This window comes from Aeromonas sp. 6P (assembly GCF_051919525.1).
Classification (GTDB): Bacteria; Pseudomonadota; Gammaproteobacteria; order Enterobacterales; family Aeromonadaceae; genus Aeromonas; species Aeromonas veronii.
Window position 1 is genome coordinate 3,087,132 of the sequence record NZ_JBQBEO010000002.1, and the last position, 12,779, is coordinate 3,099,910.

Consider the following 12,779-nt stretch of genomic DNA (forward strand, 5'->3'; position numbering starts at 1 on the left):
CTTTTCTCGCCCCTCCAGAAACAAAAAACACGCCCGCAGGCGTGTCGATACCACACTTTGTTTCGCAAATGATTACTTCTGCTCAGTCGCCACCAGGCGATAAGCCAGCGCACCCAGAATGGCACCGACAATCGGGGCAAGCCAGAACAGCCACAGCTGGCTGATAGCCCAGTCACCGACAAACAGCGCAACACCGGTACTGCGGGCCGGGTTGACCGAGGTATTGGTCACCGGAATGCTGACGAGGTGGATCAGGGTCAGGCACAGACCGATGGCGATCGGCGCGAAACCGGCAGGCGCACGGCTATCGGTGGCGCCCATGATGACGAACAGGAAGAAACCGGTCATCACCATTTCGCATACGAGTGCGGCAGTCAGACTGTAACCACCCGGAGAGTGCTCACCGTAGCCGTTGGAAGCAAAACCGGCAGAGAGATCAAACCCGGCCTGACCGCTGGCAATCACGTAAAGCACGGCAGCGGCGGCAATGCCGCCCAACACTTGCGCCACGATATAAGGCAGTACACCGGATGCCGGAAAACGACCACCCGCCCACAAGCCGACAGTCACGGCCGGATTGAGGTGGCAACCGGAGATATGACCGATGGCAAACGCCATGGTCAGCACGGTCAGACCGAAAGCCAGCGAGACCCCCAGCAGACCAATACCGACGTGAGGGAAGGCTGCAGCCAGCACGGCACTGCCGCAACCGCCCAATACCAGCCAGAAAGTGCCCATAAACTCAGCAGCAACAGGTTTCACATTATTTCTCCCATTTGAGATAACACCGAACAAGACCCGAGAAGGGCCCATGCTTGAACAAGCGCAGCATTATGGGAGTGTGAGTCCAGATTGCGAACCCGGCAGGCAGAGCTCATTGAATGTGATATTCGTCACAATTAGTTGATTAGATAAGGGATTTATTATTAAGACAGCCGGCTGCACATCTCATACCCAAGGGCGTCATGCGACAACTTGTGACACCATTTAGCTCGAGTGCTCATCCCTTGAACGATAAAAACGGAGGCGTGGTCAGTCTCCTGCAGGGGCAAAACGGCTGACAACCTGCCCCTGATGCTCAATCCACTCCATAAACATGGCGACGGGGCGGGCATACACCTGACCATCCTGTTCGGATTGATAAATTACCAGCTGCTCCTGGGTTTCAGTGTGCAGAGCCAGGGCAAGCACTTGATAGTAACCCCCCTTGAAGTGGCGATAGCGGCCTGGAACGGGTGCTTGCATGGGAAAACCTCGCAGAAGTGAACACCGATGAGCGAACCACATAAAGATGACACCATGAGTGCCATTCAACTCATCGAAAAGGGGGACGAAGACGATTTTTTACACAAGCCAATCGTGCCACAGGATCCGGATATTGCAACACAGTCAGGCAGCATTGTTAATTCGTTCCCCATGTTTCACTAGTTAACCTTGGTTAGCACCAAAGATCGTGCTGAATTTAACGTTCTAGCAACCCTGTTTTAGGGCTAAAAATCAGGGAATTCTTCTAAAAAGAGGATTGTTCTAGCATTCAATTCTGTGAAGAATAGGGGAAAAGAAATTTGATACTAAAAATCGCCTTTTTCGCCAACGCGTCCCTGTGGGGAAGGAATCACACTCACCATGTTCACAATCGACAAGTCGCACAAGCTCGACGATGTCTGCTATGACATCCGCGGCCCGGTGCATAAAGAGGCTCGCCGTCTCGAAGACGAAGGCCACCGCATTCTCAAGCTCAACATCGGCAACCCGGCCCCGTTTGGCTTTGATGCGCCGGAAGAGATCATAAAGGATGTCATCCTCAACATGCCGCTGAGCCAGGGCTACTGCGACTCCAAGGGGCTCTTCTCTGCCCGTAAAGCGGTGATGCAGTACTACCAGCAAAAAGGGATGCGCAAGGTCGATATCGACGACATCTACATTGGCAATGGCGCCAGCGAGCTGATCGTGATGGCGATGCAGGCGCTGCTCAACAATGGCGACGAGATGCTGGTGCCCTCCCCCGACTACCCGCTCTGGACCGCCGCCGTCACTCTCTCCGGTGGCCATGCGGTGCACTATCGCTGCGACGAAGGGGCTGACTGGTACCCGGATCTCGACGATATCCGCGCCCGCATCACCCCGCGCACCCGCGGCCTGGTACTGATCAACCCCAACAATCCGACCGGTGCAGTTTACGGCAGCGAGTTCCTGCTGGAAGTGATCGAAATCGCCCGCCAGCACAACCTCATCATTTTCGCCGACGAGATCTACGACAAGATCCTCTACGACGATATCTCCCACACCAGCGTCTGCACCCTGTGTGACGATGTGATGGTGGTGACCTTCAACGGCCTCTCCAAGGCTTACCGCGCCTGCGGCTTCCGTCAGGGCTGGATGGTCATCACCGGTCCAAAAGGCCGTGCCCGCGGTTACATTGAAGGGCTGGAGATGCTGGCCTCCATGCGGCTGTGTGCCAATGTGCCGATGCAGCACGCTATCCAGACAGCCCTTGGTGGCTATCAGAGCATCAACGAGCTGATCCTGCCGGGCGGTCGCCTGCGCAAGCAGCGGGACAAGGCATGGGAGCTCTTGAACGAGATCCCCGGGGTCTCCTGCGTCAAACCCAAGGGGGCGCTCTACATGTTCCCCCGCCTCGACCCCAAGGTGTATGACATCCGCGATGACCAGAAGATGGTGTTCGACCTGCTGCAGCAGGAGAAGCTGCTGCTGGTGCAAGGCACCGGTTTCAACTGGCCGGCGCCGGATCACTTCCGGCTGGTGTTCCTGCCCCGCGAAGAGGAGCTGGAGGATGCCATCGGCCGCCTCGCCCGCTTCCTCAAGGGCTACAAGCAGTAAGCAAAGCACATGAAAAAGGCTCCCGCGGGAGCCTTTTTGTTATCTGTCGTTGTATCCGTGCCATCAGCCGTGCAGCAGGGCACCGGCCACCAGCACCGCCATGGTGATGAGGGCTACGCCTATGATAAAGGGCAGCACCCAGCGCACAAAGCGATCGTAGGGGATCTTGGCGAGCGCCAGACCGGCCACCAGATGGGCGGCGGTAGGGGCGAACAGGTTGATCCAGCCGGAGGCGGACTGATAGGCGGTGATCACCAGATCCCGCGAAATACCGGAGAAGTCAGCCAGCGGCCCCATCAGCGGCATGGAGACGGTCGCCAGCCCCGAGGTGGAGGGGATGAAAAAACTCAGGATGATGTGCACCAGATAGGCCATCAGGATGAAGACCGATGAGGAGAGTCCGGTCACCAGCCCTTCAGCCCAGTGCAAAATGGTGTCGATGATGACGCCCTGCTCCATCACCACATAGATGCCGCGCGCCACCGCCACCACCAGCGCTACCCCGATGAGATCCCGAGCGCCGCTCAGGAAAGTCGCCACATAGTTGGACTCCGGCATCCGGTTGATCAGCGCAATCAGGATGGAGGCACTGAAGAACAGGGTCGAGAGCTCGTCAAACCACCAGCCAAAGGTGGGCAGCACGTCGATCCCCAAATCCGACCAGGGCACCACCGCGTAAATCATCAGCAGGAAGGTGCCGAAGAAGACCAGCATGGTGAGCTTCTGCTTGCCGGTGAAGGCGAGGTTGCCGCTCTTCATCTGGGAGAACTCGTCGTCATAGACGATGTCGGCCAGCACGGAGCGGGACTTGTCCTGCTGCACCTGCTTGGCGTAGCGCATCACGAACCAGGAGGCGAAGATCACCAGCAGCAGCCACTGGATGACCCGCAAACCGATCCCTTCGCCGATGGGGATACCGGCAAAACCGGAGGCAATGCCGGTGGCAAACGGGTTGACGGTGGAGGCAAGCACCCCGACCCCGGAGCCAAGCAGGATAATCCCCGCCGCCACCATGCGATCAAAGCCCGCCGCCATCATCACCGGCACGATCAGCGCCCAGAAGGCCACCGTCTCCTCCGCCATGCCGAAAGTGGAGCCGCCGAGGGCAAACAGGGCGATCAACACAGGAATTAGCAGCCGCTCACGGCCGGCAAAGCCGCGCACAATGGCCCCCACCCCGGCATCGAGCGCACCGCTTTGCATGGTCACCGCGAGAAAACCACCGATGATGAGCACGAACAGCGCTACGTCGGCCGCCTTGTGAAAGCCCTGAATGGGGGCCTTGAGCACCTCGAATACCCCTTGCGGGTGGGCGGGTAACTCGGTGTAGCTGCCGGGTACAGGCAACAGCCGCTCGTCGCCGCTGTAATCGGCCACGGCCGCTGCCGCCACCGGCTGCTGGGTCTTGGCGGTGACATAGTCATATTTGCCCGCTGGCAGCACCCAGGTGAGGGCGGCCATCAGGGCGATGATAATAAAAAGCAGGGTATAGACAGTGGGAAGTTGGCGCTTCTTGGGCGCCTCGTTTGGAGTGGTCATAGCTTCCGTTCCTCGGCAATGCCGTCTGTGATCCGATCAGCGCAAGACTAGCGGGTTTGATATGGGGAAAAGGTGATCGCTGATAATAAAATTCCGCAAATTAGCTGGATTTTTGCCAAAAAAACAGGGCCCCGCGGGGCCCTGTTTTCACTTGAGTCAGACTCAGAGCTCGACCACGTCGAATTTCACGTCCGGATTTACATCCGCATCGTAATCGACCTCGTCCAGACCGAAACCGAACAGGCGCAGGAACTCCTGCTTGTAACCGGTGTAATCGGTCAGTTCGGAGAGATTCTCGCTGGTGATGGATGGCCACAAGTCGCGGCAGGTCTGCTGCACATCTTCACGCAGTTCCCAGTCATCCATGCGGATGCGAGCCTGCTCGTCCAGCGCCATGTCGGACGCGTAGAGACGGGTGCGCATCATGCGATCCACCTGCTCCATACAGCCCTCGTGAATGCCCTTCTCCTTCATGATCTTGAAGGCCATGGAGATGTAGAGCGGCATCACCGGAATGGCAGAGGAGGCTTGAGTCACTACGGATTTGAGCACGGCCACGTGAGCGGTGCCGCCCTTGGCAGCCAGATCGCCACGGATGGCGGCAGCGGCGCGGTCCAGATCTTCCTTGGCGCGGCCCAGGGTGCCGTGCCAGTAGATTGGCCAGGTCAGATCGGTACCGATGTAGGAGTAGGCCACGGACTTGGCGCCGTCAGCCAGCACGCCGGCATCGCGCAGGGCAGCCATCCACAGCTCCCAATCCTGACCGCCCATGACGGTGATGGTGTTCTGGATCTCTTCCTCGTTCGCCGGCTCGACGGTGGCGGTGATGATCTGATCCTTGTTGGTATCGATGGCGGTGGTGGTATAGACCTCACCGATGGGCTTGAGGGCAGAGCGCACCACTTCGCCGGTTTCCGGCATCTTGCGCACCGGAGAGGCCAGGGAGTAGACAACCAGATCAATCTGACCCAGATCCTGCTTGATAAGCTCAATCACCTTGGCGCGGCACTCGTTGGAGAAGGCATCGCCGTTGACGCTCTTGGCGTAGAGGCCCGCCTCTTTGGCTGCCTTGTCGAAGGCGGCAGAGTTGTACCAGCCAGCGGTACCGGTCTTGGACTCGGTGCCCGCTTTTTCAAAGAAGACGCCGAGGGTGGCAGCGCCGCTACCGAAGGCAGCCGCAATCCGGGAGGCCAGGCCATAACCGGTGGAAGCGCCGATCACCAGCACCTTCTTGGGACCATTCTCGATGGTGCCCTTGGCCTTGGTATAAGCGATCTGGCGACGAACATTGGCTTCACAACCGACCGGATGAGTGGTGGTGCAGATAAAGCCGCGAACCTTGGGTTTGATGATCATATGGGGTCTCGGATCCGTTTAATGGATGAAATCGGGGCATAAGATACCTCATCTTGCCGCGATAAGGTGCTCTGATGTGTTGAACTGCGGCAAAAATGGCCATTCAGGGTGACGGCTGCCGTCAAAAATGCACAATTTTTCGGAAAGCCTCACTTCATCAGTCCGGTAATGAATCTCCCCATATCTATGGAAACCGATGACATGTTTCAACGCAGGTGCAGTACGACCAACATGATACAAAAAGGCCCCGAACTCTCGGGGCCTGGGGGTAATGTCATCGAATTATATCAAGCGGCATGTGAGCGCCATTTAAAATGATTAATCTGTGTTCTCATTGACTTGGCCATCTCATCAAGACGCTGACACTTGGCCGATACATGGGCTGCCGAGTCCGAGGTATGTACTGCGATATCGGCAATATTGACCATGCTGCGCGTCATCTCTTCGGTGACTTTGCTTTGCTCTTCGGCTGCAGCAGCGACCTGCACATTGAGATTATTCAGATCATCCACCGCACTCACAATTTCTTCCAAAGAGACGCCGCAGGTCAGCATCAGGGTATTCGTCTTCTCCACTTCAGATAATCCGATATTCATACTATCAACAGCCATAGTTGCATTCTGTTGCAGGCGATTGACGGTGTTCTGGATTTCTCCGGTAGAGTTTTGGGTGCGCTGAGCAAGTACCCGGACTTCATCAGCCACAACAGCGAAGCCACGCCCCTGCTCACCCGCTCTGGCGGCTTCAATTGCCGCATTCAGTGCCAATAAATTGGTTTGTTCGGCAATCGAGCGAATAACCCCCATCACCTGAGTAATGTTATTGCTCTCGATAGCCAGGTTTTGCAGCACAGTGGATGTATTTTGTAATTGACCAGAGAGCAGAGCCATATTCCCAATGGTCTCCTTGACAACCGCTTGCCCCTCTTCTGCCTTGTTTTCAGCCTGACGGGCGGCAATTGCGGCACTATTTGTATTCTGGGCGATTTCGTTAACCGTTGCGCTCATCTCATTCATCGCCGCAGCGCTCTGATCTGTCTCCAGACGCTGCTGGGCCATTTGTTCAGCACTGGTTAGCCCCAGCTCGTTCAGTGCATCGGCGCCTGTCGATAACTGTTCGGCCACGTCATCCATTTCGCCAATCAATCTGCGGAAATGGCTAACCATATCATTCAGCGCCCGTGCGACTTGCCCCAATTCATCTTCCCGAATAACAGGGACGGTGACGGTCAAATCCTGCTCATGCTGCAATTTGTAAAGCGCTCTGCGCAAAGCGGTGAGCGGTTGACTGATCCCGCGAAAAATCCAGATCCCCAGCACGGATAAAGCGAACAAGGCAATCCCGGTAATGGAGAGGAAGGCAAATGAAAAATCAACGGCCAGACTTTCCAAGGTACCAACATGTTCATCTGCAAATCTCAGCTGGAGTTCAACCAGCTTGCCCAGCTCCTCATTAAAAGGATCAACCGTGCTGTATAACTGATGAATTGCCTTATCAAGAGGAGCTTTTAATGAAAGATCACTCTGAATACCATCCAGTGTAATGTCGGCTTTGTTCATCAATACCTGGGCAGACTCCGCTATCGCCCGCTCTTCCGCAGACATCTTCTGGGCCATGTAACGCTTCCATTCCGTTGCGGCTTTTAACTGCGCTTCAGTAACGGAACGTTTTGCCTCTTCACGGGTGATTAATCCAACATGCGCTTTATTGATCGCATCAACGACACTGACCGCATACAAGTCTGAAATCAGCTTCAGTTCGGATAACTGCTGCACCTCCTCTTCATTCACCTGATGGGCAGCCTGATTCATCAGGCGCATCCCCCAAAGGGAGAGAGTGCACAGCAAAATCATACAAAACAGCGGTACCACAACCAGCATCAATAATTTGCTACGAACCGAGATCCCTTTCATGGTGTCGTCCTCATACTCAGGCCACTGGTCGTTTAATATGCAATTGATACACCAAGCATCACGCGACCACTCATTTCAATACAATCACCCGCTTACCTCATTAAAAAAGCGCGGTCTGTGCACCATAGTGCAATGCAAGTTGCAACCTGTTCGCAAAACCAGACCTTAAACACATCACCGCAGGAGAAGGACTAATGTCCTTATTGATAGTGCGCTTTTTAGTCTATTCATCATTTCGTTGATGTCTAATCTTCGCAAAGCAAAATCCGTAGCGTGTTGCAGCCTGCATCGTCCATGCACTGATGGCGGCAACGTCCACGAAACTAGCAAGCAATGCGGGTGACGTGACCATCCTGCAGCTTATAGAAGGCATCTTGCGGCAACTCCTGTGACCAGGTCGCCTCATAGTCGAGATCGGCATAGACGCCACGCAGCATGGCACCGAGCAGGCCGTGGGAGATGACGATGGCCCGCTCGGCGATGGCAGGATCCTGCAACCACTGGTGTGCCCGGCGCTGAATGCTCTCGGAGCTCTCGGCCCCCGGTGCCTGCAGATACCAGTCCCCTTTGCCGGTATCGAGCTCGGGGTGGGCAAGACGCAGCGCCGGTATCTGGCAGCTCTCCCACTCCCCCATCCCCAGCTCCATTAACCGGTCGTCCCAGACGATACGCTCTGCCGCCAACCCCAGCTGCTCGCACACCAGCAGCGCAGTCTGGCGAGCACGGCCGAGCGGGCTGGCATAGACGGTCCAGCGGGCGGGTTCCGCCAGTTCGCCAGCAAGCCGCCGCCCCATGGCGATGGCTTGCGCCTCGCCCTTGTCGGTCAGCTCGGAGTTGCAACGCCCCTGCAGACGCTGCTCGGCATTGAAGCGGGTCTGGCCGTGGCGCAGCAGATAGATGAGTCGAGACATGATTTCTCCAGCATGTTCAGAGAGATAGAAAAATAAAGGGGGAAGATGATAGCAGATAGCCCGAAGGATGGCCCAAACAGAGAGGCTAAAGCGGGCGTAAAAAACGGGTCAAGGCTGACCCGTTTGCTGCCAATTTGGCCAGAGTGTATCGACTCAGCCCTTCTTGATCTCCCGCAGATAGCGGTAGATGGAGTGGACCGAGATCCCGAGCTGGCGCGCCGCAATCTGGGCACTGTCTTTAAGCTCGAAGATCCCCATGTCGTGCAGCTGATTGACGATGACCCGTGTCTTCTGGGACGGAGGCACCGCCTCGTTGCCACGCACCTCGGCACTGACGGTGTCGATGGTGCTGTTGAGCGCTTCGTCGATGTTGCGGGCAAACACCTCCGGGGTGGCATGGCTCTCGTGGGGATGCATGCACTCCGGCATCATGGTCCGTAGCACGGATTGCAACGGGGCATCCATGTCGCTGTTGATGCAGAGCAACCCGATGGCCCTGTGCTCCCCGTTGCGGATCACGGTGGTGATGGAGCGCAGGGTCTTGCCGGTGGCGCACTTGGTCATGTAGGGGCTGGAGATATCCTGCCCGCTCTTGAGCTTCATCATCGCCAGGTTGGTGATGGGGGCGCCGACACTGCGGCCGGTGATATGGCCGTTGGCAATCTTGACGATCGAGGGATTGCGCGCATCCAGACTGTGGAGCAGCACTTCGGTGTGCTGGCCATACATGGCGGCGATGCCATCCACTATGTTCTCCATCGACTTGAGGATCTCAAAATCGCTCGGACTCAACTCTTGCAGCTTCACAATGGGACCTTCTTGCAAGGGTTGCTGCCGGACAATAGGCGCCGGGCAGCAACCGACAGGGACATCAGGCGGACATGATATCAATAATGGTGCTGTCTGTGGCAGACATGCCCTCCTTCACCATCTGGCCGACGTTGCGGATGGTCTGATCCACGTCGCCGGCGACGATCCCCTGCCCCGACACCGAGTGGCTGTTGAGAGCCATCAGGAAGCCGCGCACCGCCGCGCCAGAGGAGGTACTCACCTTCATGGCGCAGGAGGCTTTCGCCCCGTCGCACACCATGCCGGCACTGTCGCTCAGCACGTTCTGGATGGCGAAGCAGGATTGCTCGAAGCTGCCGCCCGCCAGATAGACCATGGCCATGGAGGCGGCCGCGCTGGTCACGGTATTGCCACAGAAGGCCGACAGCGGCGGATAGTGGGATTTGATATAGATGGCGCCCAGATGGCTCATGATGAGGGCGCGAGCCAGCTGCTCTTCGCTGGCCGCAAAGCGCTCGGCAATCACCATCACCGGAATGGTGGCGGCAATGCCCTGGTTGCCGCTGCCGAAGTTGCTCATGGCTGGCAGGGTCGCGCCCCCCATGCGGGCATCGGAGGCGGCCGCCGTCATCATCACGATGCGGTTCATCACATCCTCGCCGATAAGACCGGCATTGATGTTCTGCTGCATGGTGCGGCCAATCTCCAGGCCATAGGGGTTATTCATCCCCTCGGCAGAGAGCTTGCCGTTAAGCTCGGAGGCTTTGAGGATGAACCGGATCTGCTCGAACTCCACCTGGGTAGCGAACTCGTAGATGGCGGCGATGCTGATATCGACGCCATCGCAGATGGAACCGGTGGCGCCGCCCTGGCTCTGATCGGCGGTGAAGGTCACTTCACCATCGCGGCGCTGCTCGACGATGCGGGTATGACCGCCGCAGAGGGTCACTTCGGCGCTGTGCTCTTCACCCTTGTCATCAGTGCCATAAACGGTCACGCGGCAGAAGATAAACTCGGGGGCGGCGGTGCGGCTCACCTGCACCTTGCCAGCATCGATCAGCTGCTGGGCACGCTCCACCTGTTCTGGCTGGATCGCGGCCAGCACCTCCAGCCCGGCATCGGCGTTGCCGCCGATGGCACCGGCCGCGGCTGCAATGGCCAGACCGATCTTGCCGGTGCCCGGCACATAGACACCCATCGAGTTTTTATAGAGGTTGTCCGACACCGCAACCTCGAGGCGACCGGGCTCCCCCCCAGTTGCCGAGCGGCGACAGCCGCGGCATAAGCGGCGGCGATTGGCTCGGTACAACCCAGCGCTGGTTTGACAACCTGTTGAATAATCTGCAGATACTGCTGCCACGCTTGTTTCATCACTTGAACCTTTTTATCAGCATTAACGAGCGATATGGGCGATCGCTTCCACTTCAACCTTGACGCCCATCGGCAGATCCTTCACTGCGAAGCAGCTGCGCGCCGGACAATCTTTCTGGAAATAGGCTTTATAGACCTCGTTGAACGCGGCAAAATCGCTGATCTCGGCGAGGTAGCAGGTGGTTTTGAGCACGGTATCCAGCGAGCCGCCAGCGGCTTCCAGCACGGATTTCAGGTTTTCCAGTGACTGGCGGGTCTGGGCGGCAATCCCCCCTTCCACCACACCACCCTGCTGCTTGCAGACCGGCAACTGACCGGAGGTAAAGATAAGGTCGCCATAGGCAGTGCCGTGGCTGTAGGGACCGATAGCGTCAGGTGCCGCTGCTGCTGTGATGATGCGTTTCATATAGCCACTCCTGTTTGTGCAATTTTTTTTGCAATCATGAATCTCATTCCGTTCAACATTATTTGCTTTTTATTTTATCCATTCAACAAAAAGATACAAAAATGGCGTTTAAAGGCACCTTTCGGCCTCAATATAAACCGTGATCACCATCCTGATTTGAACAAAAGTACTCTTATGGGCATTGTTTATGACAGTTTCATTCAACTATATTTGCGCCGCTTTCCCACATCCCTACAAAAAAGAAGGTTTTAATGGACGCGCATAGCACTACACTCGCCAGCCCCGTGATGGGCACGCTGGAATGGAAAGAAGCGGTTCGCTTCGACAGCACCGACTGGGGCTGGATCATCATGAGCATCGGCATGGCCATCGGCGCAGGGATCGTCTTCCTGCCGGTACAGGTGGGTCTGATGGGCTTGTGGGTCTTTCTGCTCTCGGCGGTGATCGGCTACCCCGCCATGTACATGTTCCAGCGCCTCTTTATCAACACCCTGGCCACCTCGCCGGAGTGCAAGGATTACCCCAGCGTCATCACCGGCTACCTCGGCAAGAACTGGGGTGTGCTGCTCGGCGCGCTCTACTTCGTGATGCTGGTGATCTGGGTCTTCGTCTACTCCACCGCCATCACCAATGACAGCGCCTCCTTCCTGCAGAGCTTCGGCGTCACCGACGGCCTGCTCTCCGAAAACCCGCTCTACGGTCTGGTGCTGATCTGCGGTCTGGTGGCGCTGGCCTCGCGCGGCGAGAACCTGCTGTTCAAGATCTCCACCTTTATGGTGCTGACCAAGATCAGCGTGGTGGCCGTGCTCGGCCTGATGATGGTGGACAAGTGGGATGCGGCCAACATCACCGCCATGCCCGCTGCCGGTGACTGGATGAAGGATGCCATCATCATGCTCCCCTTCACTCTCACCTCCATCCTCTTTATTCAAAGCCTGAGCCCCATGGTGATCTCCTACCGCTCGCGGGAAAAGTCGCTGGAAGTGGCCCGCTTCAAGGCGATGCGCGCCATGAATATCGCCTTCGGCATCCTGTTTGTGGTGGTGTTCTTCTACGCGGTCTCCTTCACTCTGGCCATGGGCCACGATCAGGCGGTCAAAGCCTCTGAAGAGAACATCTCCGCGCTGGCCATGGTAGCCCAGGGGATGCCCGGCCAGACCCTCAAGCTCCTGAGCCTCACCCTCAACATCTTTGCGGTAATGACCGCCTACTTCGGCGTTTACCTCGGTTTCCGTGAAGCCTGTCAGGGTCTGGCGATGAACCTGTTGCGCCGGGTGCTGCCGGAAAACCGCATCAACAAAGGATTGGTAGGCAAAGGGATCATGGTGTTTACCGTCATGCTCTCCTGGGGTGCCATCGTGCTCAACGCACCGGTACTGAGCTTCACCTCCATCTGCAGCCCCATCTTCGGCATGGTGGGTTGCCTCATCCCGGCCTATCTGGTCTATCAGGTACCGGCGCTGCACAAGTACAAGGGCACCTCCCTCTACATCATCATCGTCACCGGCCTGCTGCTCTGTGTCTCGCCCTTCCTGGCGTTCAACTGATCGGTGTCCCCTTATCGACCGCGGGTCACCTTCGGGTGGCCCGTTTTTTATTGGCGCAACCCGCCTCTCTGTCGCTGCGGCTGCCAAGTCACCCCGCGGGGCAAAA

The 12,779-nt window shown here is 57.2% G+C and carries 10 protein-coding genes and 1 pseudogene; 2 read left to right on the plus strand and 9 right to left on the minus strand.

Annotated features, from left to right (window positions below; genetic code table 11):
- Positions 1–72: 72 nt before the first annotated feature.
- Both aqpZ and ACTG2J_RS14220 read right to left on the minus strand, forming a co-directional pair.
- Complete coding sequence (gene aqpZ / locus ACTG2J_RS14215; protein ID WP_331378079.1) at positions 73–762, minus strand: aquaporin Z; 690 nt, start codon at positions 760–762, stop codon at positions 73–75.
- Positions 763–1,032: 270 nt separating this feature from the next.
- The gene (locus tag ACTG2J_RS14220) at positions 1,033–1,245 is read right to left on the minus strand and encodes a DUF1653 domain-containing protein (protein ID WP_005334366.1); all 213 of its coding nucleotides are present in this window, start codon (positions 1,243–1,245) and stop codon (positions 1,033–1,035) included.
- Positions 1,246–1,626: 381 nt separating this feature from the next.
- On the opposite strand from ACTG2J_RS14220, the gene ACTG2J_RS14225 reads away from it, so the two are divergent.
- Positions 1,627–2,841 (plus strand): pyridoxal phosphate-dependent aminotransferase, encoded by a 1,215-nt coding sequence (locus ACTG2J_RS14225; RefSeq protein ID WP_005334367.1) that lies wholly within the window; start codon positions 1,627–1,629, stop codon positions 2,839–2,841.
- Positions 2,842–2,904: 63 nt separating this feature from the next.
- Here ACTG2J_RS14225 and ACTG2J_RS14230 read toward each other — a convergent pair whose 3' ends face one another.
- From ACTG2J_RS14230 to ACTG2J_RS14260, 7 genes and pseudogenes are all read right to left on the minus strand, one after another.
- Positions 2,905–4,380: a YfcC family protein gene (locus ACTG2J_RS14230; RefSeq protein WP_005334369.1), complete on the minus strand. Its 1,476-nt coding sequence runs from the start codon at positions 4,378–4,380 to the stop codon at positions 2,905–2,907.
- Between the two features lie 162 nt (positions 4,381–4,542).
- Positions 4,543–5,736 (minus strand): enoyl-ACP reductase FabV, encoded by a 1,194-nt coding sequence (fabV, locus tag ACTG2J_RS14235; RefSeq protein ID WP_005353312.1) that lies wholly within the window; start codon positions 5,734–5,736, stop codon positions 4,543–4,545.
- 287 nt (positions 5,737–6,023) lie between these two features.
- Positions 6,024–7,649 carry a methyl-accepting chemotaxis protein gene (locus ACTG2J_RS14240; protein WP_019445953.1) on the minus strand — a complete coding sequence of 542 codons (1,626 nt, stop codon included), beginning with the start codon at positions 7,647–7,649 and terminating at the stop codon, positions 6,024–6,026.
- Positions 7,650–7,972: 323 nt separating this feature from the next.
- Positions 7,973–8,560 carry a histidine phosphatase family protein gene (locus tag ACTG2J_RS14245; RefSeq protein ID WP_201989076.1) on the minus strand — a complete coding sequence of 196 codons (588 nt, stop codon included), beginning with the start codon at positions 8,558–8,560 and terminating at the stop codon, positions 7,973–7,975.
- A 153-nt stretch (positions 8,561–8,713) separates the two neighbouring features.
- Positions 8,714–9,367: a helix-turn-helix transcriptional regulator gene (locus tag ACTG2J_RS14250; RefSeq protein WP_005334376.1), complete on the minus strand. Its 654-nt coding sequence runs from the start codon at positions 9,365–9,367 to the stop codon at positions 8,714–8,716.
- A gap of 64 nt (positions 9,368–9,431) precedes the next feature.
- Positions 9,432–10,720: pseudogene (locus tag ACTG2J_RS14255) on the minus strand (L-cysteine desulfidase family protein).
- A gap of 22 nt (positions 10,721–10,742) precedes the next feature.
- The gene (locus ACTG2J_RS14260) at positions 10,743–11,126 is read right to left on the minus strand and encodes a Rid family detoxifying hydrolase (RefSeq protein ID WP_005344164.1); all 384 of its coding nucleotides are present in this window, start codon (positions 11,124–11,126) and stop codon (positions 10,743–10,745) included.
- A 251-nt stretch (positions 11,127–11,377) separates the two neighbouring features.
- Here ACTG2J_RS14260 and ACTG2J_RS14265 point away from each other — a divergent pair, with 251 nt between their 5' ends.
- On the plus strand, positions 11,378–12,673 hold the full coding sequence (locus ACTG2J_RS14265; RefSeq protein WP_021229327.1) for an amino acid permease: 1,296 nt from the start codon (positions 11,378–11,380) through the stop codon (positions 12,671–12,673).
- The last annotated feature ends 106 nt before the right edge of the window (positions 12,674–12,779 follow it).

Excerpts from the sequence above, each read along its gene's own strand:
- ACTG2J_RS14220 (WP_005334366.1), bottom strand. The coding sequence starts at position 1,245 with ATGCAAGCACCCGTTCCAGGCCGCTATCGCCACTTCAAGGGGGGTTAC.
- fabV (WP_005353312.1), bottom strand. The coding sequence starts at position 5,736 with ATGATCATCAAACCCAAGGTTCGCGGCTTTATCTGCACCACCACTCAT.
- ACTG2J_RS14240 (WP_019445953.1), bottom strand. The coding sequence starts at position 7,649 with ATGAAAGGGATCTCGGTTCGTAGCAAATTATTGATGCTGGTTGTGGTA.
- ACTG2J_RS14260 (WP_005344164.1), bottom strand. The coding sequence starts at position 11,126 with ATGAAACGCATCATCACAGCAGCAGCGGCACCTGACGCTATCGGTCCC.
- ACTG2J_RS14230 (WP_005334369.1), bottom strand. The coding sequence starts at position 4,380 with ATGACCACTCCAAACGAGGCGCCCAAGAAGCGCCAACTTCCCACTGTC.
- ACTG2J_RS14245 (WP_201989076.1), bottom strand. The coding sequence starts at position 8,560 with ATGTCTCGACTCATCTATCTGCTGCGCCACGGCCAGACCCGCTTCAAT.
- ACTG2J_RS14265 (WP_021229327.1), top strand. The coding sequence starts at position 11,378 with ATGGACGCGCATAGCACTACACTCGCCAGCCCCGTGATGGGCACGCTG.
- ACTG2J_RS14225 (WP_005334367.1), top strand. The coding sequence starts at position 1,627 with ATGTTCACAATCGACAAGTCGCACAAGCTCGACGATGTCTGCTATGAC.